Here is a 23,431-nt window from a genome sequence, read left to right on the forward strand (position 1 = left end):
CAACCTTCGGCCCTAGCCTGCCCCGGACAGCAGGCCAGGAGGGCAGCAGATGACCGCGCAGAACGCGCCGACGGTGTTCGGGCACCTCTTTCTCAGCGCGGGGGCGATGAAGGCGGGCACGACCTGGCTCTACTCGGTGCTGGAACAACACCCCGAGCTGCATTTCACCCCCGAGAAGGAGCTGCATTACTTCTACCACCGCTACGTCGACGACCGGCAATTGTCCGACCCGGCGCGCCTGCGACTGGCGAAGGAGCGCTATCTTGAGCGGTTCGATCCCGAGCGCGCCAACCCGGACCGTGTCCGCGCCAACCTGCACTGGGTCGCCGCCTACCTGTCGCGGCCGGTCGACGACCTCTGGTATCGCGGCCTCTTCACCCGCCCCAGGGGGGAGCTCTACGCCTGCGATTTCTCCAACCTCTATGCGCATCTGCCGAAAGAGGCCTGGCCACGTATCCGCGCCGGCTGCAGTCGGCTGCGCGTCATCTACACCATGCGGCACCCGGTCAAACGCCTGTGGAGCCACGTGAAATTCCACCTGCAGGTCACCGGCCAGCTGGAAAAGCTGGATCAATGGAGCCCGGAAGAGCTCAACCGTTTCATGCGGCGGGATTTTCTCTGGCCCAATGCCGAATATGGCGCCGCCCTGCGTCGCATGCGGGCGGGGCTGCCCGAAGAGTGTTTCCTGCCGCTCTTCTACGAGGATATGCGGAGCGAGCCGCTCGCGGTTCTGCGCCGGATCGAAAGCTTCCTGGGGCTCGACCCGGCCAGCTACCCCGAGGCGCTGATCAACCGGCAGGTCAATGCCTCGGCCTCGATCCCGATGCCCGATTTCTTCCCGGCGCTGGTCGCAAAGGACGTGGCCCGGATCATTGCAGAGGTCCGTGCCGAGGGCCTCGAGGTGCCTGAAAGCTGGACCCGCTAGAGCGAGAAGTCCTGGCGGTGCCGGGGCGACGCCTGCGATCATTCTGCAGCCTGGCCCCGGGGGTCAGGCGCTCTTGCGCTTTGGGATAGGGTGTTTCCGCGACCAGGCACCCTGGGGTTCGATCAACCCCTGGGTCAGCCGGACGAACTCCGCCGCCTGATCTGCGAACCCCGCCACCGGGACGGGGGCGGGATGGGGATCGGGCCGGTCCAGCGCATGACGCAGCTCGGCTTGCAGCTCTGCTGCGCCGCCGCCGATGGTTAGCATACGGTCCCGGTCAGGGCCCTGATGTTCCACCGTGCCGCCACTGTCGGTCTGGATCACGCGGACCCCACGACAGAGCGCTTCGCGCACCGTAAGGCCGAAGGTCTCTTTCCACTGAGAGGGGAAGAGCAGCGTGTCGACGCGGGCCCAGAAGGCATCCATCGCATCCTGCTCGTAGCGGGGGACGACCTCCCACTGGCCGGGGAGCCGAGACAATTGCACCTTGTCCCACCAGCCGCCACCGGGGGCGCCATCCACCAGCAGGACGCGGAAATCGCCGCGTTCGAGTGTGAGGAAGGCATCGCGGATCAGCGGCCAGCCCTTCAATTGCGAAGGGCCGCCGCAGAAGGCGAAGACATGCGGCCCGCCTTTGCGCCGCCGTTCTGCCTGGGCCTCGGAGAAGCCGGGGCAGGGCAGGGTCACCCCATTCTGCCAAACCGCATCTCGCTTCCCCCTGAGCCCGGAGGATCTGGAAAGATTCCTTGCAAATTCAGAAGGGTAGGTGACCAGATCCGCCTGTTCCAGCGCCGCGGCAAGATGCCGGGAGCGCGTCTGCGCACGGCCATGATCCAGCACGCAGCCGCGGCAGTTCTCCACCCGGACCGGGGTCTGGGCGCAATACCGCCCTTCGGGGTCGATCATGAACTGCCGTTCGCAGAGCCACCAGAAGTCATGTGTCGAGACCACCACCGGCACGCCGGCCTCACGTGCGGCGCGGATCGGGCCCGCGCCCAGCTCTTGCAGGCAATGCAGATGCACCAGGTCCGGGCAGAGGGATTGTATCAGCCGCGCCGCGATCTCGGTCACAACAGGGTTCGAGTACATCTCTGCATAGGCGCGTTCGGGCGGCAGGTTGATCAAATAGCTGGCGATCGCGCCGGTTTGCAGCTTGCGCAGCGCATAGGGGGGCAGATCGGCCCGGCTGACCGCCGAGAGCGCAGAGACCTGCCAGCCGTGGTCCCGATGCAGGGCGCGTGCCACCTCTTCGGCGACGATGGTCGCGCCGCCATAGGTGTAGGGCGCGAAAAAGACATTGCCGACAAGGATATGAGGCATGTTCAGGCTGCCACCCAACGGACCAGCTCCGGATCTATCACGGGGTCGTCCAGACGTGCTGACCAACGCGTTTCGAGGGCTTTTCGGGCCTGTTGCCCAAGCTCTTGCGCAAGACCCTTCTCCGTCGCCAGGTCCTCCAATGCTGCGGCCCAATCGGCGCCGTCGCCAAGGACGCGTCCCGTCACGCCATCCTCGACCATCGCCTGCATGTCCGAAACCCGCCCCACGAGGCTGGGCACCCCGACCGAGGCGGCGTCGATGACCCGGACACCGCTCTTGCAGCGATTGAAGAGGTCATCAGTCAGGGGCATGATCGCCGCGTCACAGCGCGACAGATGCTCCAGGTAGGCGGCGTAGCCAGAGAATGGGTGGCATTCGATTTGGCCCCGCAATGCCTGAGGCAAGTGGCTGCGGTCGAAGTGGCCGAGAACCACCAGCCGACGGTTCCTGTTCTGCGCGAGAAAACGCGCGATCTGTCCGGAAATCTCTGCGAAATCAACCTCATGCCCCTGTGAGCCGCTGGCGAAGCAGAGCCGGAACGCGTCAGTTTCCGACGTGCCCTGCTGCACCTTGGCGGAGAGGGAGCCGCGATCCGCGAAGTTGCGGCGCAGGTAGACCGGGCGTGCGGTGAAGTCGCGCGCATGGTCCTGCAGCGCGGGGGTCGAGACGCTGACCGCATCGGCAAGGTTCATGACCTCTGCGTAGAAGGGCGCATCCGCAAGGAAACCCTTCACCATCTCAGGCGGCAGCGCCGACATGTTCCGATAATCGGTATATGCGGGGATCGAGAATAGCGGGTCGTCGATGTCATAAAGCACGGGCAACCGCAGCCGCCGCGCCTCGTAGAGATGGCGGGTGACCAGGGCCGAACTGCGCAGTCGGTAGAGCACCAGGTGACTGGAATCCTGAAGGATATCCATGGAACGTGGCAGATCTTCGTAGTGAGCGAATATGTATTCCACTCCGGCCTCGTGGAAGATTTCCGACAGTTGCTCTACCCGGTATTTCCGGCATTGGGGCAGGTTCAGATCGCCGATCAGCGCCACTTTTCTTCGTTGCCGCAGCATCGGTGGAGCGCTGATCCGGAAGCTGGATTTCTCGGCGCTTTCCAGCCAGAAGCCATGCACGTCCCAACCGCCCTGGAAGGTCAGGGTGCCGGTCACCTCGGGTGCGATCGAGGGCAATTGCCCGCTGCGCGCCATCCGCCACCAGCGCCGTGTGCGGGCCCAGGTCGCAGACCATCCCTCGTCCCGCAGGCACTGCAGGAAGCGCCGCGCAAGGCGCAGGGCATAGTCGATCCGTCTCATCAGCGCCGTCCCTTCTGGTGTCTTTCCGAGTCATAGGGGCGGGGCGGTGAAGGAAGCGTGTACGGGCATGAATTTCTTTCGGAAGACCGCATACCGCTTGTTAACCGCAGCGGGGGCAGGATCAGGAGGAATCGGGTCGCCAGGCCCGTGCGAGGAGGGAACGGCGATGTTGATCCTGATGGGCCTGCGGAACGGGGCCCGCCATCTTGAGCCGCAGCTGGCCAGCCTCATGTCCTGCGGGCTTGAGGGCTGGGAACTGCGGGTCAGCGACGACGGTTCGACCGACGCGGGGCGCGCGATTCTGGCGCGGTTCTCGAGGAGCCTGGCAGAGGGGCCGAACCGGGTCGTCGTCAGCGATGGACCTCAGCGGGGCTTTGCAGCCAACTACATGTCCATGCTGGCGAATTTGCCCGAGTTTCCGGGACCCGTGGCGCTGGCGGACCAGGACGATATCTGGCTGCCCGACCGGTTGGCCCATGCGATGCAGATGCTCAACCGGGTGCCGGGGCGCTTGCCTGCCTTCACCTGCGCGCGGCGGATCGACTGGGAGGCATCGACCGGTTGGATGGCGCCCTCAGCCACGTTGCGGCGCCGACCCTCCTTCGCCAATGCGCTGATCGAGAATGTCGCCTTCGGCAATACCATCGTGATGAACGGCGCCGCCGCGCGGATTGCCCGCGCCGCTGCGCCCCATGCGGGTGGGATCTACGCCCATGATTGGTTCCTCTACCAGCTGCTGACCGGTGCCGGGGCGCTCTGTCTGGCCGAGCGCAGCCCGGCGCTGCTCTACCGACAGCACCCGCACAACGCGATTGGCGCTCCGGGCGGGCCGCGAGAGTGGAGCGGGCGGAAGATTGCCGTGCTGCAGGGGCTTTACGCCCTGCGCATCGGGGCGCAACTTGGGGCTCTTGAGCGCTGTCAACACCTGTTGCTGCCAGAGAATCGCGCCATCCTTCTGCTGCTGGCACGGGCGCGGCGCGTCGGCATGGCGCGACGGTTGCAGAAGCTTTGGCAGGCGGGACTCTATCGCCAGAATTGGCCGGGCAACCTGGGGTTCTGGGGGGCCGCGATCCTTGGAAAGATCTGAGGCCGGAGCGCCCATGATACCGAAAGTGCTGCTGATCGGCGGCGAAGGCGGGCGCAGTGGTGTACCGCGCCACTTGCAGCACCTGTTGCAGGCCTGTGAAGGACAGGCACGTTTCATCGTCCTGTCGGAACGAGACCGGGGCGGGTATGGCTTTCTCAGACGCGGCGCGGCGCGGCATATTTCCCTGCAGGGGCTACGCAGCACCCTATCGCCGCGGCAGATCTTGAGGACGGCGCATCTGCTGGTGCGATTGCTGCGCCGTGAACAGCCACAGCTCGTCTGGGCGCATGCCAGGATGGGGGTGCTGCTACTGCACCTGCTTGTGATTGCGGGGTTTTTCCGCGGGCGGCCCGAGATGCACCTGGCAATCACCTACCACGGGCTCCCTTTCGGTCCGGGGCACCGCAGGCTGCTCTCGGCGCTTTCGCTGCGGTTGGAGCGGCTCTCTCTCAGGCGCGGGCCACCACGCTGTTTGATTTTCCTCTCTACCGCCGCGCTGTCGGAGTATCGAAAAGCCGTCGGCCCGGCACTCTGTGTAAGGCACAGGTTGGCGGCGCTGGGGAATACCTCGGATGTTGGCCCCCTGCCGGAGCTGCCCCCGGCCGACGGGCAACGGCGCATTCTGGTCACCGGACGGGTGTCGCGGCAGAAATGCCTGGAACGGGCGTTGCGGATATTCACCGCATTGCCAGGGAGTTACCGTCTGGTGCTCTGCGGCGAGGGGACCGACAGCTTCGCCTTCCGCAAACGCGCCCGCAGAATCGTCGGGGCCCATGCGTTGCGGCGGATCGACTTTGCCGGCGTGGTCGAGGATGTCAGGCCCTACCTGGCGATTTCGGGCTGTTACCTGCTGACCTCGCTCTACGAAGGCCAGCCGATCGGCGCGCTCGAAGCCTTCGAGGCGGGGTTGCCATTGGCACTTCCGGATATTCCGGGTTGCCAGGCTCTGCTCTCGGCGCATCCGCACGCGGTGGCGCTGACCCGGCGGGAGGCGGAGAATCCGGTAGAGGATGCCTTGCGGATCGTTGCCCTCGCAGAGGCGCACGGCCGGTCGCCCTTCCGCCACCGGGCGGAGACCCGCGCGGCCTGGGCGCGGCAATTCGGGCTCTCTCGATGGGCCGAGGACATGCGCAGCTTGTTGGCGGCCCTGGTGCCCGAGATCCGCGATCCCGAGGCCGCCAGACGCGAAGAGACGCAGGAGGTCGCGCGGCCTGATCCACGGATTTTGCCCTTCCCGCCCCGCAATCAGGATGCGCCGGGGGGCCGGCCCCGGTCGGGAAGCTAGGAGCGGGCCGATGCTTTCAGGTGTCGTAGCGCAGCACCGGCAGGGTGACGGCGAAGCGGGTGCCTCGGCCCACCTCCGAATCGAGAGAAAGCTCGTGGTCCAGCAGCGCGCAGGCGCGTTCGACGATGGCAAGGCCCAGACCCATGCCCTCGGAAGCGCTGGCGGCGGAATCGAGGCGCTGGAACTCGCGGAAGATATCGCGGGTCCGGTCGGCAGGAATGCCGGGGCCGGTGTCGATCACCTCGACGCTGACCTCATCGCCCCGCCGCCGCGCGCCCATCAGGACGGTCCCTTCGCGGGTGTAGCGCACCGCATTGGTCAGCAGGTTCTGCAAGACCCGCCGCAGGTAGGTGGGGTCGCTGGCGACGATGGCGGAGGAGGGCACGACGCGCAGCCGCAGCCCCTTGGCGCGGGCCTCGGGCGCCAGTTCGTCGCCAAGCTGCCGCATCAGCCGCGAGAGAGAGACATTGCCCACATGGACCTCGGTGCGGCCGGAATCGAGGCGCGAGATATCCACCAGCGCATCCATAAGGTGCTCGACGCTTTCCAGGGCGCGGCGCGCCTTGCCAAGGATCGGTGCCGCCTCGACCGAGGCCTCGTCTTCGGCCGAGGCAAGAAAAAGCTTGGCCGCCGAAAGGGGTTGCAGCAGGTCATGGCTGGCGGCGGCGACAAAACGCGACTTGGTTTCATTGGCCAGCGCGGCCTCTTCCAACGCGGCCTCAAGTTCCTCGGTGCGCTCCGAAACGCGGGCCTCCAGCGCTTCGTTGAGGAAACTCAACGCGCGGACGGCCTCTCGTTCATTGGTCAGATCGGTGAAGCTGATGACGAAGCCGCGGTCGGGCATCTCCTGAGCGAAGACGCCGAGGGTGAAATCGCCTTCGCGGATGATCTCGAAGGACAGAGGTGGCCGACCGTCCTGGCGCCGGGTCCAGTTGCGGATCAGCTCGGCCTTGATGCCATCGGCAAAGGTGAAGCTGCCCTCCATCCAGTCGACCAGCTTCTCGGCGTGAATGCCCATGTAGAACATGCGCAGCGGGAAGGCGAGGAGCTCTCCGACCCGCCGGTTCCAGCCGACCAGCCGCGACTGGCGGTCGAAGATGCAGATCCCCTGGTCCAGGTGCTCGAGCGTGGCGCGGATCAGCCGCGCCTGGTCGTCCAGCATCCGCTCGCGTTCCTGGCGCTCGATCCGCATGATGTCGGTGACATCGGTCTGCAGGATCACCGAGCCGCCATCGGGGGTGCGGTGCTCGCTGACCTGGACCCATCGGTTCCAGTTGAGCCGCACGTTGAGCAACACGTTGCGGTCCTTGTGCCGCGCCATGCGCCGCCGCTGCCAATCCTCGCGGGTTTCGCCGGGCGGCAGGGTGAGGTGAGGCGAGCGGCTGACGATCTCGATGTAGTCGGCGTAGTTCAGGCCCGGCGTCAGGGCGGCGCGCACATCGGGCATATGCATGCCGAAGCGCGAGTTCGACAGAATCAGCCGCTCGTCCTGGCTGAACAGGGCAAAGCCCCCCTGCACGGCCTCGATCGCATTGATCAGGTTGGCCCGCGCGGCCTCCTTTTCGCGGTAGGCGGCGGCGAGGCGTTCGTTCGAGGTGTTGAGCAGGTCGAGCGTATCTTCCAGCTCGCGGGTGCGCTTCTGCACCTCCTGTTCCAGCAGCGAGGCGCGCTGGAACTGGGCATAGGCCACGTCCGAGGTGTCGACCTTCTGCTCGACACGCCGCATCAGGGCTTCGGCGATCCGCAGCAGGCGGGCGATCTGGGCGTCAGCCGGTTCGCTGGTATCGACCAGATCTTCGATCGACATCAACGCGGGCCCCGCGTGGTGCCAGGCGCATAGATGGCGAGCCCGGTCATCGTGTGGTTCATGTGCATGCCGCCCTGCTGCTCTCCGGTGGTCGAAAGGCCCCGCACCCGGCGGCGCGTCAGGATGCGGGAGAGCGAGGCCAGACGGTTGCTGCGCGTCGCCTCCAGGCGGCGCAGCAGAGAATCGAAGGTCAGGATCATCTCGGGGGCGACGGGCAGGGACAGCGCGGCCAGCTCTCTTTCCAGGTGCATGACCATCTCTTCCCCGGCGGCGACGGTCAGGACCATGCCCTCGCCAAGGGCCGAGTGGAACTGCAGCGCTCCCTCGGGGGTCGCGCAGCGAATGGCGCGGACGTGGTGGTCGGTGCCGACGCGCACGACCAGCGGATTGGCGGTGAAATCGGCCTCGGTCAGGGTCTCGGGGTCGAGCCGTAGAAGGCGGGCATATTCCCGTGCCGCCGGGACGCCGTTGATCTCGAGTGCCAGGCGGCGTTCGGGGTCTGCGCGGGTCACCACCATGCGGCGGCTGGTGGGGTGGAAGTGATCGGTGCGGAAGGTGCGGACGGGGCAGCGGGTGCGGACCTGCAGCAGCACCGCCCCGTGGCCCGTGCCATCGCTGCCGAAGACCATGGCCGGCTCTTCAGCCTCGGCGCATCCGATCGAGGCGCCGACCAGCGGCACCGGACCAAGCGCGGAGGCCACCCGTGCCATCATCTCATCCTCGCGCAGCTTCGTGCCGTCGATCAGCAGGATCGCAAATTCATGAGGCCAGTCAGGGGCTTCGCGGTTCAGCCGGGATCGCGCGGTCAGGATCTTGCGGACCAGGGCGCCGGTGGAATGGGCCTCTCCTTCGGTAAAGGCGATGGAGGCCGTGCGGAAATGGCTGCGCGGCAGGCCGACTCCCAGCACCTTGCCGTGGGTATATCCGGTGCTGTCGATCTCGCCCGCGCTGGTGCAACCAAGCACCTTGCCGGGCCGGAAGACCCCGCTGGCCATCTCGGCAAAGGCCTTGGTGTCGGCCTCGGGAGAGGCAAAGAGCAAAGTGCAGTCGAGATCGGATCGCCCCAGCCTTTCGGCGAGGATCTGGGCCGCCATCGGCATCTGGATATCCACCGAGGCGGAGCTGAGAATGCTCTGCCCGCCTGGCAGCGCGAAGGCTGTGGTGCTGGCGTTGGTGTCCATTTTGTCCCCCGGTAGCGCTCCCATGGCTGCCTCGAACAGGTCTCAGGTTGGTGCCTCGTTCCCGGTTCAGGCCTCTCTCTGAAGTACGTGGCTGAAGCTGGTTTCGCTGGCCAGGAGGGCCGCCTGGGTGCGGCTCTGCACCCCCAGCTTGCGCATGATCGCCGTCACATGGGCTTTCACAGTGGTCTCGGCGATCGAAAGTTCATAGGCGATCTGCTTGTTCAGCATCCCCGCCTTGATCAGGTCCAGGATGCGGGCCTGCTGGTGGGTCAGGGTGGCCATGCGGATCAGCACCTCGTCCCGTTTGACCGAGCCGTCGTCATCGCCGCTGGCGCTGTCGAGAAACTCGTCCGGCACGAAGCTTTCGCCACGGCGGAGCCGGTCGAACGCGGTGCGGAACACCTCGCGTTCGGAATGCTTGGGCACGTAGCCCGCCGCACCGGCGCGCATCGCGGAAGAGATCAGCCGTTCTTCGGACATGGAAGAGACCACCACCACCGGGACCCCCGCCGCATTGCGCAGTCGGATCAGCCCGTCGAGTCCGGTGACATCTGGCAGATTGAGGTCGAGCACGACGATATCCGGCGCCCCGTCCCGTTGCAGCGCCTCCAGCGCTTCGGCCAGGGTTGCCGCCTTCCGGATCTCGGAAATGCCTGCCACGCTGCGCAAGGTCAGCGCCAGGGCGTCGCAGAACAACGGGTGGTCGTCCACCACCAGTGCGGTCTCCATACGATTGTGGTTCATGGCGCGTCCCCTCGCCTGTGTACTGACACTCTACTTCAATCTTAATGCTTCGTATATTGTCACCGTCTCTATTAAGCGTCACCTTACAACCTAACCGTACCCAGACAATGAGAGTGCGCGTATTTACGACTTAAGTCCCATGGCTTTCATCCGCATTGCGGAACATCGCGCAGGGATCGGGGTGGTCAAGCGCGCGCTCCTTGGATGGCTCGGGACCTGCGGAGGTGGCGGAATAGCGGCGCTTCGTATTGACATGGGCGGCCTTGCCGCCAGAGTCTGCGCGGTGACGAATAGCTGTAGATCCGGCGGCCGGCCGCGCCCTCCGCGGCCCGGACCCTGATCGGGAGAGAAGAACATGTACAATTTCGACTTCGTGAAGCCCGCGACGGTAGAAGAGGCGATTGCCGCCCTGGCCGAAGAGGATGCTCAGCCGCTCTCGGGTGGGCAGACGCTGATCCCGTCGATGAAGCAGCGGCTGAACCAGCCGTCGGTTCTTGTCAGCCTTCTGGGGATCGAGGCACTGAAGGGCATCGGCCTGGAAGGCGACACACTGCGGATCGGCGCGGCCGCCACCCATGCCGAGGTCGCTCGCGGCGCCGGGGCCTATCCGGCCCTCGCCGCCCTGGCCCTGCGGATCGGCGATCCGGCGGTGCGCAATCGCGGCACCCTCGGCGGCAGCCTGGCCAACAACGACCCGGCGGCCTGCTACCCGGCAGCGGCGCTCGCCTCGGGCGCGACGGTGATTACCAATGCCCGCGAGATCGCGGCGGACGATTTCTTCGACGGCATGTTCACCACGGCCCTGGACGAGGGAGAGATCATCACGGCGGTGAAATTCCCCGTCCCCCAGGCGGCGGCCTACGAGAAGTTTGAACAGCCCGCCTCGCATTTCGCGCTCTGCGGTGTCTTCGTGGCCCGCTTCGCCGAGGGTGTCCGCGTCGCGGTCACCGGCGTCTCCGAAGATGGGGTCTACCGCTGGACCGAGGCCGAGACCGCGCTCTCTGCCGATTTCTCGGAAGCGGCGCTGGAGGGGCTGACGGTCTCGGACGAGGGGATGATGTCCGACCTGCATGGCTCGGCCGCCTATCGCGCCAACCTGGTCAAGGTGCTGACCAAGCGCGCGGTCGCCGCTGCGGCCTGAGCGCTGAAGCTGGCGTAGGGTGGGTGCGAACCCACCTGCCGCCCGCTATTTCGGCTCGGCCAGCCAGTCCGGGCCGAAGACCACCCGGTCGAGCCCGGCAAACCGCGCCACGCGGTCAAGTTCGGCTTCCAGCCGCTGCCGGCGCCCCTTGCCGAAGCTGATGCCGCGTTCGGGCCAGAGCCGGGTGACCTGCAGGTTGCCGCTGTCGCGGTCTGCCTTCATGTCGATCCGCCCGACCAGTTGCTCTGCCTCCAGCAGCGGGAAGACGTAGTATCCGTAGATACGTTTCGGCGCCGGGACAAAGATCTCTATCCGGTAGTGAAAGCCGAAGAGCCGCTCTGCCCGCTTGCGGTCGCGCAACGCGGGGTCGAAGGGGCTGAGCACCCGCATCCGTGCCGGTGCCGGCGGCAGCTCCGCGGCACCCTCCAGGGTGCCGGGCCGGGCAAAGCAACGCCGCATGGCGCCATCGGCGCCTTGGATCTCGACCTCTTCGATCTCGCCGCGGGCCAGGGCGGCGGCGCACCAGTCCCGCGCCTCCTGCGCCGAGGCGATGTCCCAGAAGGCCGCCAGCTCTCCGCTGGTTGCGAAGCCCAGCCGGTCCAGCGCGCCCTGCATCAGCCAGTCCAGGGTCTCGGCTTCTTCCGGGACCGGGCAACTGCCCAGCACCCGGCCGCTGAGGTCGTAATACTTGCGAAATGACTGCCTGCGAGAGATCGCCAATTCGCCGCTGCGCCAAAGATATTCCAGCGCGGCCTTCGAGGGGTGCCAGTCCCACCAGCCGGTCGAGGTCGGCGCCTCCTCGGCCTTCAATTCGGCGGAAGAGACCTCTCCATGCGCCGTGACGTGATCACGAACCTGTTGGAGTTCCTTGAGGAATTTCTCTCCCTGCCAGCGTGGCCAGCGACTTCTCAGGCGCTCGGCATCGCGGCGAAACCGCAATTGCCAGTGGGGCAGGTAGTCCGTCGGGATGACCGAGGCGTCGTGGGTCCAATGTTCAAAAAGGGCGCGGTCCTTTTCGATCAGCCGCTGCAGGTGACCTGGGCGATAGGCCGGGCGGCGGGCGTAGAGGATCATGTCATGGGCCCGCGCCAGGGTGTTCACCGAGTCGATCTGCACGAAGCCAAGGCTTTGGATCAGCGCCAGAAGATCGGCACCCTTGCCCGGCCCGGTGGGGGTGATCCCCAGCCCGTGCCGATGCAGGAACAGCCGCCGCGCGCCGCGATTGTCGAGCGCCGGACGGGTCATCATCCCATCCGCAGCGTGTCGCCGAAGTTGATCTTGGGGCTCAGCTCGACCTTGCCGGCGGGCGGCATGTCGGGGGTTTCAACCCGTTCCAGGATGATCTCGGCGGCGCGGCTGCCGATCTCGACCCGGCAGGAATCCATGGTGGCCAGCTTCTTGGGCAGGCCCTTCAGCAGTTCCACGTCGTTGAAACCGGCAAGGCCCAGCTTGCCGGGGATGTCATAGCCCTGCTCCATCAGCCAAAGCAGCCCGCCCGCGCCGACGATGTCGTTGGAATAATAGAGACAATCCAGGTCCGGGCGGCGCTTGATCATCGCCTCGGTCATCTCTCGACCCTTCCCGAGCGCCGAGCCTGAGGTGTAGAATTCGGTGTCCGCGATCTCGATGCCGTTCTTTGCCAGGGCTTCGGTGAAACCCTCGAAGCGCTTGCGGGCGCGGTGGTCTGCGCCCAGCCTGGTGCCGAGGAAGCCGATCTTGCGGTAGCCTGCGCGCAGGATGGCCCGGCCCATTTCGCGCCCGGCCCGGCGATGAGAGATCCCGACCGCCGAGTCGATCGGCGTGCCATCTGTATCCATGATCTCGACCACGGGAATACCCGAGGCTTCGAGCATGGCACGCGATGCGTCGGAATGCTCGAGCCCGGCGATGATCACGCCGGAGGGCCGCCAGGAGAGCATCTCGTAGAGAACTTTCTCTTCCTTTTCAGGCTGGTAATCGGTGACCCCGACCACCGGTTGCAACGGAGAGGTCTCCAGCACGCGGCTGATCCCGGTCATCACTTCAGGGAAGACCATGTTCGACATCGAGGGGATGATCACCGCGACAAGGTTGACCCGCTGGCTGGCAAGGGCCCCGGCGATCTTGTTGGGCACGTAGCCCATGCGTTTGGCGGCCAGCAGCACCTTCTGCCGCGTCGCTTCCGAGACATCGCCCCGGTTGCGCAGGACCCGGCTGACGGTCATCTCGGACACGCCCGACGCCTCGGAGACATCACGAAGGGTCAGCGGGCGGTTCGGGGGTTTGGTCACGGGAAGGTCCTGTTGCTGCGCCGGTCCCCGGAGGACCTGCAAAGTTAACAGATGCTATCCCGCGACCGTGCCTTTCATCAAGCCAGCATTCGTCTCTGCGTAAACTTGTCCCGCCTGAAGGGGGGCCAGCCTGGCTTTCCCCCTTGTCAGGCAAGCGCCTGTCATCACGCTCAGAATTCGGCCCAGTCGTCACCGGCGATGGAATCCGCGGCCACCGGCGCGTTGACCACTGCCCGCGCCTGCTGCGGCGCCGTTTTTGGCGTCCCGCTTGCCATGGCGCGCCGGACCTTGCTGTCGTCGCAGCGGAAGCTGGCCGAGATCCGATTCAGCTTGGCCGCTTCGGTGACCATCATCTTGCCGGTGCCGTGCACCGAAGAGGCCACGGCGGCGTTCTTCTGGGTGACCTGATCCAGCTGGTCGACGGCCGAGTTGATCTCTTCCAGGCCGACGGATTGCTCCCGCGCCGCTGTCGCGATGGAAGAGACCGAGGCCGAGACCTTGTCGAATTCGCCGATCAGGCTTTCAAAGCTCTGTCCCGCCTGATCGACCAGTTCGACCCCGCCGGTGACATTCTCGGCGGCTTCCTGGATCAGGCCGTTGATCTCTTTCGCGGCCTCCGAGCTGCGCTGCGCCAGGGCCCGCACTTCCGAGGCGACCACGGCGAAGCCACGCCCGGCCTCACCGGCACGGGCGGCCTCGACGCCGGCGTTGAGCGCCAGCAGGTTGGTCTGGAAGGCCAGATCCTCGATCACCGAGGTGACCTGGGTGATCTTCTGCGAAGAGTTGGCGATCTTGTCCATCGCAACCATGGCCTGGTTCACCACCGCGCCGCTTTCCTTCGCGCCTTCCTTGGCGCGGGTCATCACGTTGTCGGCCTCCGAGGCGCTGTCGGCGGTGGATTTCACCGAGGCCGAGAGCTGGGTGATCGCGGCGGCGGTTTCCTCCAGGCTTGCGGCCTGTTCGATGGCCCGCTGGCTGAGATCATTGGAGGCGTTCTCGACGTCATGGGCCGAGTTGTCGATTTCGCGGGCCGAATTGACCAGCTCGGAGATCGACTCGTTGAGCTTCAGCAGGGCGGTGTTGAAACCCTGTCGGAGGGCTTCGTAGTCCTCGGCGAACTCGTTTTGGATGACCCCGGTCAGATTGCCTTCGGAGAGCTGCGAGATCGCGCCGGTCAGATGTTCCACCACCTGGTGCTGCTCCTTCGCCTTGCGCTCTTGCTGGCGCCGCATGTCCGCGGCGGCAGAGAGCTTGCCTCTCAGATCCTCCAGGTGCGTGGCCAGCTGACCCACGTCGTCGCGCCGTTCCACCATCGGCACCGGTGCCGAGATGTTTCCATCCGCCACGCGCGCAATCGCCTCGCCGATACGAACGAAGGGCCTCGAGATGGATTGCGCGATCACCACGCCGATCACCGTCAGCACCGCCAGAAGCCCGCCAACCTGTGTCAGCAGCTGGTTTCGCAGGACGACCACCGGCGCGTAGAGCTCTTTCTCTTCCAGCTCGACCAGCACCGCCCAGACCGCATCGTGGTAGGTGATCAGCCCGCCGAGAATCATCGTCGGATTGCCGCGGGAGTTGGTGCTCGAGATGAAGACCGGCTCTTCGGCAGAGAGCATTTCGCGCAGTGCCTGGTTCTCGGGGATGGTTTCCAGCATCTTCGGCCCGTCCTCGAAGCGGGAGTCGCTGCGCAGCACGCGGTCTCCGGCAACGACGTAGGCATCGCCGGTCTCGCCCAGGCCTGCCGGGTCGTTCATCAGCGCATTGATGCGATCCCTGGGCAGGTTGTAGATCAGCGCCCCCATGGGTTTGCCATCGCGTCCGCTGACAACGGTCGAGGTGAAGAAGGCAGGTTCGCCATCGGCGGGCTCATAGGCTGCGAGATCCGCGAAGGAGACCTCTCCATCCGCCGCCTCCATGGCCGAGCGGAAGGCCTCGCCCAGGCCGGTCTGGCTGTAGGGGCCGGTCAGCAGGTTGGTGCCGAAATCGACCTCTTTCTCGACGGAGTAGATCACGTTGCCTTCACGGTCGACGAGATAGAGGTCCTGCAGATCGCGGATCGAGGCGAATTCGTCGAGGAAGGGGTGATAGCGCCCATGAACCACGTCGTATTGCAGCGCGGTCGGGGCAGACATCATGAAGTCGCGGTCGCCGCGCGGGTTCGGGTTGTCGTGGATGTAGTTCTTCTGCAGCTGGAAGGTCGGGTTCTCTCCCAATGCGACCCAGGCCAGCATGAAGCTGTTCATCGCCGAGCGCACCGTCGGGTCATGGGATTGCGCGACCATCAGCTGGTCGGTGTCCTGCAGGATATCCTTCAGCTGGTCGACACGGGAATCCAGCAAGGCGGTGAAGCGCAGCTTCAGCTGCGCCTGCAGGATGTCGCGCGTATCCCTGTAGGCGGTGGCCGTCAGCACAGAGGCGACAATCAACGCGAACAGCGTCAGGATCAGGGGCAGTTTCACGGCAAGCCGCACGTTCCCCAACAGAGAAAATGATGCGGTCTTCATGCCCCTCTTCAGGCCGGAGCCGTCGATTGCCGTCATGTCTTGAACCCTCTCGACCAAGTCCACCGGGCCGGAGGCGCCAGAACGCCCCCACGGGACGACACAGGCCATCCCTCCGGAAAATCGTGGCAAGCTATGGCACCGGCTTTTTAAGGACGGCTTAAGCGCCGGGCGCTCTTGGCCGGATGGCGCGACTTTTTGCTTCGCATTGAAACCAGTTCGAGCGCGACTCAGGCGATGACAAGCTCGGGACGAGCCGCTAAGAGAGGCCCGCGGCCCCGTGGCTCAACTGGATAGAGCAGCCCCCTCCTAAGGGGCAGGTTGCAGGTTCGAATCCTGCCGGGGTCACCACTTTTCACTATTGTATCAGATGCTTACGCGATCCGTGCGCGCGTATCCTGCAGCTTCTTGCAAGATTTTCCGGCGGTTTTCGGTGCGGGATCGAGCGCATCCCGTACAAAACCCGTACAATCGGACCGGTCTGGCTCTGATTCAGCTGGGAGATGGGCAAAGAAAAACCTCGGTCCGGCGGCAACCGAAACCGAGGCAAATTCAAAAGCAGGCACGAAATTCTGCTTCCCCAAGTATAGCGCATCGAGCCGCCCTGTCACAACGAAAATCCTGCGGGCCGACCGTCCCGATGGGAGGTTCGCATGACGCATGTGTTGACGCACCGCGGTCTGCCGGATGGGATGACCCGATGGGACCTCTACGGCCTCTTGGTGAAGGCGGCGAAGCATTTCGGCCTGACCGATACGACGCTCAAGTACCTGCGCTTCGCGATCTCCCGGACGCAGGACCAGGACTATGCCGCAGGTAGGATCTGCGCCTTGTGGCCCTCGGTTTCGGAAACCGCATCGCAGCTGGAGGCGGACCCGCGCCAGATTGCCCGGGCCGAGGCGCGCTTGGCGGAGCTGGGCTTCATCGTGAAATCCAGTGCGGCACGGTGTCGGCGCTACGGCGTCAGATCGGAAAACGTCATCCGCTACGCTTTCGGTATCAACCTGGCTCCCCTTGTGGATCGGGCCCGCGAGATCGAGGCCGCCGCGCGGAAGGTTTGCTTTGAGAAGGAAGAGGCCAAGCGTCTGCGCCTTCATATCCCAAAGCTGTTAGAGCTGGTCCGAACCTCCGGGGATGCTTCCGCCGAAGAGGCCGCGGAAGTGATCCTGCCATCTCGGCGCCCCTCCCGCATCTGGCGCTATGCGCGGCTGAAGGAGATCGCCCACGCGCTGGAGGCGTTGATCGAGACGTTTGCCGACGCGTCTGTGGCAGTAGAAATGTCCGACCGGTGCGACGCGGATGTCGCACCCAGGGAAGGTAGAAAAACAAACTCAAAAAGATGTAGCAGCGGGCATCCCGAACCCCGGCTGACCCCGGCGCAGTTCTGCATTCTCGCCAACCCAAGCTTCGAAGATGCGGTTCAGCAGTACGCGCCCCCCGGTGCCCCGCCGGATTGGCGCACGATCCCTGCCGCGGCAAAGGATTGGGCGCAGGTACGGGGCATCCCGGTTGGTCTCTGGCAGCGTCAGGTCGACTGCCTCGGTCCGGAGAAGGCGGCCATCTGTCTTCTCGTCGCAGATCGAAATGCAGAGAGGAACGGCAGTGCGCATCAGGTCGATGACATGCGCCGCGCGTTTCTGGGCTTGGCGCGCAACACCGCTGCGCGTGGTTCCGCACTTCACGGTTTGATCGGAGAACTCCAAGGTTTGCGGCGCCAATTGCACGCCAGCGGCAACATGTCCGACGCTTCCGGTCGGGTGCCGCGGAGTGGTGGTGAGATCGCCTTCCACACGGCAGGCGAGCCACCGCTTCGCAGACGCCAGCGGCGGCTTCCAGAGGCAACGGGGCAGGATCTCCGCGAAATGGCAGAGGGGGCCGAGTGATGGTCACGGGACGGAAATCAAGTTCACCCACGTCTTGCGACGCGGGAACAGGCGAGGGGGCTGCGCCCCCTTCGAACCCCCGAGCAGTTTCAGGAGCCAAGTATGCCGATCAGTTGTCCCGATCGATCACCTTCCGGGTGTCCCAGTTTGAGAAGGACGCATTGGATGACATCGCACGTCAGGCCCGCCGCCCGCTGGCGGAGCTGCTGAGGGAGGCCCTCGGGATGGTGACGTCCGGCCACCGCACCAACGTCCCCATGGCGCCGCCGGAGCTGATGCGCGCCGTCGCTCGCCTCGAGGCCGACATGGATGAAGTCATGAGCACTCTGCGGGCCACCGAGGCAGATGGCAGCTACCTGGACCGCCTGGCAATCCTGAGTCTACTGGTCGCCATTGATCGGAAGCTGGGCAAGCTGGCGCACCGGCATTGGAGCTGGCGATGATGGTCAAGTTCTTCGACCATGGTCAGGGGGAGGCTGCCCCGGCGGTGAAATACCTCATCGAGGAGGTAGTGGTAAACTACGACCAGTACCGCCAGCCCAAGCGCGACGCGGCTGGCAGGATCAAGCGTGTGCGCCGCTCGATCGCTCCCGAGGTTCTGAAGGGGCACCCGGAGCGGATGATCGATCTGGTGGACGCCGTGCCGCATCGCTGGCGTTATAAGTCCGGGGTGTTGAGCTTTGCGGCCGAGGATGCCCCGACAGAAGCACAGCAGCGGCAGCTGATGGAGGCGTTTGAGGGCTTTGCTTGCCCGGGCTTGAACCATGACCGCTATCGGATGCTCTGGGTGCGCCATCTTCATGCAGGTCGCGTGGAGCTGCACTTCCTCATGCCGCGGATGGAGCTGAGGACGGGAAAGTCCCTCAACATCGCGCCGCCGGGGCACGAGCAGTCGTTCCTGGCTTTCATGGATTTGCACAACCGCCGGCATGGCTGGGCTGATCCCATGGACCCGGCGCGGGCACGCGACGTGAAGACCATCACCGAAGCGCCAGAACGGGCGCAGACACGAGAAGCGGTCCACGAGTGGGTGAAGGAGCAGGTCGGTCTGGGGGCGATCCTTGACCGCGACACGCTGCTCGAAGCGCTCAAGAGCGTCGGCTTCGCCATCCCGAGAGCGGGGGGCGATTACGTGACCGTCGCAGACCCAGACCAGCCAAAGAATAAATGGCGTTTGAGAGGAAGATACTTCTATGACGACTGGACCGCAGATGCAGCTCAGCCCCCGCATCCGACAGAACATGGAGCAGATGCTGGCGGCTCAGCTCGACTCGCTGCAATCCCAATTGAAGAGCTCGAACGCCGCGTTGCAGAAGACTGCGCAAAGCGCGGCGCTTACAATCTCGGACGATTTGGAGAGCCTTCGCGACCTGTCCCGCAAGAGCACGCAGGACCTGAAGGACGAGGTGGCGCACCGAAGGGCCGAGATCGAGAGCCTGATGCGGGAGTTGGAGCAGCAGCGCCTGAGCCACGGCAAGATCGTGACAGGGAAGGTGGTGGCCCTGATCCTGTCGGGGATCGCCCTCGCCGGATTGATGGCGGCCTTCAGCGCGTTCCTAGGCGCGAAGGTGGCGACACTGCCGCCGCCCGAACCACCGATCCAGCTGATCCCGGAGCAATTGACAGGCAGCCGGACTATCCGTGGCGTCGGCGGCCTGGGACAGGTGATCGTCCTGCCGCCGGGACTGCCGCCCGCAAGCTGCCCGATCGGCGCTGGAACGAACCGCACCTGCCTGACGATGGAGTGATCCCCGATGCCCCTGACACCGCTCGAGAAAGAGTTGCTCGCCTGCGTCGAAGAATTGGAGAAGAGCGTCTCCGCGTGCATGCAGCGGCAACTCGAGCAAGAGAAGGCGCTCGCCGACTTGCGGAGCGAATTGAACACCTCGTTGTCGACCTTGCACGGCGCCTTGGAGGCCGGGCGCTGGCCGCTGGAGCAGACCGAGCCAGAGGAGCGCAACCGGACCGGGTTCATTCGCAGACGCCCCTGATAGGAGGCTCCGAGCCAGAGCAGTGAAAGTGGAAAAAGATATGACAGCAAAAACTGTGCGGGGGAGAGCAGCAAGACCTTCGTACCCGGCCGATACACGGGCACGTGCGGTCCAGGACGTGCTGGATATTCAGGATGATCACCCGTCCCTCTGGGCTGCCGTCTCCGAGGTGGCGCCACGCGTCGGCTGTGCACCCAAGACCTTGCTGGAGTGGGTTCAGGACAGCGGTCTGCTGCAGACTGTTGATCCAGTGCTTCTGTACAACCGGAAGCGCCTCGCTGCGATGTCGAAGACCGAGCTTGAGCTGGAGAACCAGCGGCTGCGCGCCGAGAACGACGTGTTGCGACGGGCCTGCCTTATCTTCGCGCGCAGTCCGGCAGGGGGAGGGGCCTGATGGCGCATTGGTACACGGCGGACCTGCATTTCGGACATGAGGCGATCATCGGTTTCTGCAAACGTCCGTTCCGCAGCGCCAGCCATATGGACGGCGCGCTGCTAGAGAACCTTTGGTCCAAGGTCGGCCCAGAGGACGATCTATGGATCGTGGGTGATTTTGCCTGGGGAAAGCGATCTGATGATGAGGCCTGGCTAAACGGCATCTTTCAGCAGCTGCCAGGTGCGCGGCGTCATCTGGTCATCGGGAACCATGATGGTGCTGCGACGCGCTCGTTGCCTTGGGACAGTATTGGCCATCTCGTTCAAGTGGAGGACGCGCCAAAGGAGCCGCCTCTGACCCTCTGCCATTACCCTATGATCACCTGGGAGCACGCCCGGCGCGGCGCGCTGCAGCTCTTCGGTCATGTCCATGAGAATTGGGCAGGGACGCGGAACGCGGTGAACGTTGGGGTAGATGTCTGGGACTATTGTCCGGTGCAACTCGAGGCGATCAGCCGTCGTGCGCGCAGTCTTCCGGTGAATTCACATTGGAAAGACGCCGAGCCGCGGTCTGCCGGCGCCTAGAAGCCTCAGGCTGGGCCAGGCACACCGAGCTCTGGCTGCAGCGCCATCGGCACTGGCTCGGTAAGTTGCCAGGTCACGGCAATCGGCTTCTCGCCCTCCCAGGACAGGAAACGGGGTTTCCCGCAGTAGATGAAGGGGTTCACCTTGCCGTTCACCTTGTTGCCACGGCGCACGAAGAGGTGGACTTCCTCATCTTCCTTGCCTGAGATGATCCGGCCATGGTGACCGTTCTGCGTCGTCCGGTTCTGGCTGAACCAACGCAGGCGATTCGGCGCCAGGAACCCATTCTCGTAGACCAGATCCTGGGTCGAGACGTTGGCAAGCAAGATCAGAGCGTTCTTCTCCCGGATCGGTAGGATGCCGGTGCGCCAGACGTTTTGCTTGTACTCGACACCAAAGGCTTCGGCGATTTCGGGGGCAAGGTATCGCTGCCAAAGCTGCAGGCCCTTTGATCGATGAACGAACGGCGCTTCGGGTTCTGCAACCTCGGTGCCAGGGGTTTCAGCCTTTCGCCAGGCAATCAGTTCTTGGGCGAGCTCGAGCAGAGCCGCTCCGCGACTTGGGCGTGTAAGCTGCCAGCCGTCGCGGCCATCGCTAAAATGCGGATCGAACGCCAGGGCTTCAGTGCCGCTCCGAGGTTGCTGCCCTGCAAGGATTGCCTCGATGGCTGCGAGTGCTTCAGCCGTGTAGCGCTTCGGTCGCTCAATATCCGCCAGCAATCGCGCATGGCTGGCGAAGACTTCTTCGGGCAGCGGGTCTCCCATGTCGCGTATGAAGCTGAACCAGCTGCCGTGCCCAGTCGCCCTTGGGTCAAAGCCGTTGCGGAAGACCTCGATCGCCGTTGGTCGTACGCCCTGCCTGTCGCGGAAGTCCAGGTAGAAGGCCTCAAGCTCGGCCGCGCCCTCCCTAGGCTTCAGAAGCGTACGTAGGATGTCGATGGTTTTAAGCTCGTAGGTCACTTCGCAGCCGGGCGGTATGGTCAGTTCTCCACGCTCCCATTCGTCCAGCTTGCGGGTGATGGACCGGTCACCGGCCCCGGCGCCGGTCAGGGTCGCTACCTTGGTCAGGAAAGACCTGTGGTTCCCGATATAGTCGATGACCTGGAGCACCTTGCCCTCAACCTTGCGCAACCCGCGACCCAGCTGCTGAAGCCAGATGATCGCGCTTTCGGTCGGGCGCAGCATCAGCACGGTGCCAATCTCGGGCACGTCGACGCCTTCGTTGAACATGTCGACGGCAAAGAGAATATCTAGCTCTCCTGCGCCCAGCTGGGTCAGCGAAGACGCACGCGGCGCCGAATCCTCGCCTGAGTGGACGGCGACGGCCCGCAGCCCCGCGTCGCGGAAGAACTGGGCCATGTAGTCAGCATGTCGCTTCGAGCAGCAAAAGCCGATCGCAGGGCCCTTTGCCCGTTTGCGGAACTGTTCCAGCGCATTCTCGGCGCGGGCGGTGGTCGCCAGTTGCGCCTCAAGCTCGGTTGGGTCGAACTGGCCGGACCGCCATGGGATCTGCGCGTAGTCGATGTCGTCCGGCACGCCGAAATAGTGGAAGGGAGACAGCCGCCCAGCCTCGATTCCGCGGAAGAGGTCGCATTCGTACACGAGGTTTTCACCGCAGAGCCCTAACAGGTCGCCACCGTCTGTCCGGTCCGGTGTGGCGGTCAACCCAAGCAGGAAGCGGGGCGTGAAATGGTCGATCAGGTTCTGATATGTTCGCGCGGCAGCATGGTGGAATTCGTCGACGACGATGTAGTCGAAGTGGTCCGACGCAAAACGCCTCAGGTGCTGGGCCCGGCCAAGGGTCTGGATCGAAGCAAAGAGAATATCGGCGTCGGCCTCTTTCTCCGTCCCGCTGTAGCGGCCCATGCGGGCCTGTGGACGCACCTTCCGGAAGGCAGACATGGCCTGTGTCAGGATCTCGTCCCGATGCGCGACGAACAAGACACGGCCGGCATTGGCCCGCTGGGTATCAAAGGCCGCCAGCCAGGTTTTCCCGAGCCCGGTTGCAAGCACGACGAGCCCTGCCCGATGCCCCGTCTGACGCGTGGCCCGCAAAGCCTCCAGAGCTTCGACTTGGATCGGGTGCGGCTCAGGAGGCGGGCCTTCATCTTCGACCATTTTGCGGGAGAACTCGGGCAACGGTTGCGCGCGACGGCGGCGTGCATAGCTCTCGACCCATTCCTCGGTGAGCGGCGTAACCTGTGGCCTGCGCAGTAGGTCCTCGAAGGCATCGGCAACCTGATCCGTCGCGGCCTCAGAATGGAGGTTCCACTCCACGCCCTCCTCCAGCGCGGACTTCGACAGGTTTGAGCTGCCCACAACCGCCATGCCCGAGGCATCGGCCGCACGGAAAAGCCAAGCCTTGGGGTGGAAGCTCAGACCTCGGGTCTCGAACACAAAGAGCTCGGCGCCATCCAGATCCAGCAGCCGGCGTAGGGCGGCGGGATCGGTCGTATCGAGATAGTCGCCCACGATGATGCGCAGGCGCCCTTTGCGGGTCAGAAGCTCCCTCAACCAAGGCTCGAGCAGTGCGACGCCGCTGTCCATGGCGAAGGCCACGGCCAAGTCGACCGAAGTGGCCCTGTCGATGTGTTCACCAAGAAGCGGCAGGAGTGGGTCGGCGCCACCAGTCGTCAGCCGGCCCCTGTCATCCAACACGAAATGGAAATGACCGAAGGCGGTAGACGTCCGAAGCCGCGACATGCCGCTCGATAAGGCGCCAGCAAGAGCGCCAAGCATTTGCATCTGCTCCGCTGAGCTCAGGCTACCCCATTCCAGGACGTGCCGCGGCGCTGGAATGATACCAGCGACGTTCTGGGTGCAGATGGCGCAGAGAGCGTTAGTGGAGGACAATCAGGAACCGAAACTTCAGGAGTTCCGGTAGCTTGGCCGAAGTCGCTGTAGCTGTCCAGGATGGAAGAGGAAGCGCATGAAATGTGCGTATCTGCTTCGCACTTGGAATTTGCCGCAGGTTAGTATCTGGATGAAGAGAGTACTCAAAAGACCAATGGAGGCAGATGGAAGCTA

General features: G+C 64.8%; 19 protein-coding genes and 1 tRNA gene. 11 read left to right on the forward strand and 9 right to left on the reverse strand.

All coding sequences use genetic code 11. The features are described from left to right. Positions 1-49 precede the first annotated feature (49 nt). Complete coding sequence (locus CRO50_RS03830) at positions 50-925, forward strand: sulfotransferase family protein (RefSeq protein WP_097144527.1); 876 nt, start codon at positions 50-52, stop codon at positions 923-925. Positions 926-988: 63 nt separating this feature from the next. Here the strand turns inward: CRO50_RS03830 and CRO50_RS03835 are convergent, their stop codons facing one another. Beyond that, positions 989-2,245: a glycosyltransferase gene (locus CRO50_RS03835; RefSeq protein WP_143516851.1), complete on the reverse strand. Its 1,257-nt coding sequence runs from the start codon at positions 2,243-2,245 to the stop codon at positions 989-991. Positions 2,246-2,247: 2 nt separating this feature from the next. Beyond that, a complete protein-coding gene (locus CRO50_RS03840; protein ID WP_097144529.1) occupies positions 2,248-3,552 on the reverse strand; it encodes a glycosyltransferase in 1,305 nt (434 codons plus the stop codon). 166 nt (positions 3,553-3,718) lie between these two features. Here CRO50_RS03840 and CRO50_RS03845 point away from each other — a divergent pair, with 166 nt between their 5' ends. Both CRO50_RS03845 and CRO50_RS03850 read left to right on the forward strand, forming a co-directional pair. Beyond that, a complete protein-coding gene (locus tag CRO50_RS03845) occupies positions 3,719-4,639 on the forward strand; it encodes a glycosyltransferase (RefSeq protein WP_157791707.1) in 921 nt (306 codons plus the stop codon). Between the two features lie 13 nt (positions 4,640-4,652). Further along, positions 4,653-5,924: a glycosyltransferase family 4 protein gene (locus CRO50_RS03850; RefSeq protein WP_097144531.1), complete on the forward strand. Its 1,272-nt coding sequence runs from the start codon at positions 4,653-4,655 to the stop codon at positions 5,922-5,924. Between the two features lie 16 nt (positions 5,925-5,940). On the opposite strand, the gene CRO50_RS03855 is transcribed toward CRO50_RS03850, so the two are convergent. The 3 genes from CRO50_RS03855 to CRO50_RS03865 form a co-directional block, all read right to left on the reverse strand. Further along, positions 5,941-7,731: a sensor histidine kinase gene (locus tag CRO50_RS03855; RefSeq protein ID WP_097144532.1), complete on the reverse strand. Its 1,791-nt coding sequence runs from the start codon at positions 7,729-7,731 to the stop codon at positions 5,941-5,943. Then, positions 7,731-8,912, reverse strand: coding sequence for an FIST signal transduction protein (locus tag CRO50_RS03860; protein ID WP_179747193.1), 1,182 nt, complete (start codon positions 8,910-8,912; stop codon positions 7,731-7,733). The genes CRO50_RS03855 and CRO50_RS03860 overlap by 1 nt, the downstream gene beginning before the upstream one ends. A gap of 66 nt (positions 8,913-8,978) precedes the next feature. Next, complete coding sequence (locus tag CRO50_RS03865; protein WP_097144534.1) at positions 8,979-9,656, reverse strand: response regulator; 678 nt, start codon at positions 9,654-9,656, stop codon at positions 8,979-8,981. A gap of 355 nt (positions 9,657-10,011) precedes the next feature. Between CRO50_RS03865 and CRO50_RS03870 the strand changes: the two genes are divergently transcribed. Next, the gene (locus CRO50_RS03870; protein WP_097144535.1) at positions 10,012-10,797 is read left to right on the forward strand and encodes an FAD binding domain-containing protein; all 786 of its coding nucleotides are present in this window, start codon (positions 10,012-10,014) and stop codon (positions 10,795-10,797) included. A gap of 45 nt (positions 10,798-10,842) precedes the next feature. On the opposite strand, the gene CRO50_RS03875 is transcribed toward CRO50_RS03870, so the two are convergent. The 3 genes from CRO50_RS03875 to CRO50_RS03885 form a co-directional block, all read right to left on the reverse strand. Then, a complete protein-coding gene (locus CRO50_RS03875) occupies positions 10,843-12,042 on the reverse strand; it encodes a winged helix-turn-helix domain-containing protein (RefSeq protein WP_097144709.1) in 1,200 nt (399 codons plus the stop codon). Beyond that, complete coding sequence (locus CRO50_RS03880) at positions 12,042-13,067, reverse strand: LacI family DNA-binding transcriptional regulator (RefSeq protein WP_097144536.1); 1,026 nt, start codon at positions 13,065-13,067, stop codon at positions 12,042-12,044. Before CRO50_RS03880 ends, CRO50_RS03875 begins: the two co-directional genes overlap by 1 nt. 170 nt (positions 13,068-13,237) lie before the next feature. Further along, positions 13,238-15,529, reverse strand: coding sequence for a methyl-accepting chemotaxis protein (locus CRO50_RS03885; RefSeq protein WP_179747194.1), 2,292 nt, complete (start codon positions 15,527-15,529; stop codon positions 13,238-13,240). A 316-nt stretch (positions 15,530-15,845) separates the two neighbouring features. Between CRO50_RS03885 and CRO50_RS03890 the strand changes: the two genes are divergently transcribed. The 7 genes from CRO50_RS03890 (at position 15,846) to CRO50_RS03915 (ending at position 20,405) form a co-directional block, all read left to right on the forward strand. Then, positions 15,846-15,922, forward strand: a tRNA-Arg gene (locus tag CRO50_RS03890). A gap of 302 nt (positions 15,923-16,224) precedes the next feature. Then, positions 16,225-17,454 (forward strand): helix-turn-helix domain-containing protein, encoded by a 1,230-nt coding sequence (locus CRO50_RS03895; RefSeq protein WP_097144538.1) that lies wholly within the window; start codon positions 16,225-16,227, stop codon positions 17,452-17,454. A 161-nt stretch (positions 17,455-17,615) separates the two neighbouring features. Beyond that, positions 17,616-17,897, forward strand: coding sequence for a hypothetical protein (locus CRO50_RS03900; RefSeq protein WP_143516852.1), 282 nt, complete (start codon positions 17,616-17,618; stop codon positions 17,895-17,897). A 750-nt stretch (positions 17,898-18,647) separates the two neighbouring features. Continuing rightward, positions 18,648-19,202: a hypothetical protein gene (locus CRO50_RS20350; protein WP_232617701.1), complete on the forward strand. Its 555-nt coding sequence runs from the start codon at positions 18,648-18,650 to the stop codon at positions 19,200-19,202. A 6-nt stretch (positions 19,203-19,208) separates the two neighbouring features. Beyond that, positions 19,209-19,445, forward strand: coding sequence for a hypothetical protein (locus CRO50_RS20355; RefSeq protein WP_232617700.1), 237 nt, complete (start codon positions 19,209-19,211; stop codon positions 19,443-19,445). A 118-nt stretch (positions 19,446-19,563) separates the two neighbouring features. Next, complete coding sequence (locus CRO50_RS03910; protein ID WP_097144541.1) at positions 19,564-19,839, forward strand: hypothetical protein; 276 nt, start codon at positions 19,564-19,566, stop codon at positions 19,837-19,839. Continuing rightward, a complete protein-coding gene (locus CRO50_RS03915; RefSeq protein ID WP_097144542.1) occupies positions 19,839-20,405 on the forward strand; it encodes a metallophosphoesterase in 567 nt (188 codons plus the stop codon). The genes CRO50_RS03910 and CRO50_RS03915 overlap by 1 nt, the downstream gene beginning before the upstream one ends. 5 nt (positions 20,406-20,410) lie before the next feature. On the opposite strand, the gene CRO50_RS03920 is transcribed toward CRO50_RS03915, so the two are convergent. Next, positions 20,411-23,143, reverse strand: a complete 2,733-nt coding sequence (locus CRO50_RS03920) for a DUF3427 domain-containing protein (protein WP_232617699.1) — start codon at positions 23,141-23,143, stop codon at positions 20,411-20,413. Between the last annotated feature and the right edge of the window lie 288 nt (positions 23,144-23,431).

The organism is Pseudooceanicola antarcticus, from assembly GCF_900215355.1.
In the GTDB taxonomy this organism is placed as follows: domain Bacteria; phylum Pseudomonadota; class Alphaproteobacteria; order Rhodobacterales; family Rhodobacteraceae; genus Pseudooceanicola; species Pseudooceanicola antarcticus.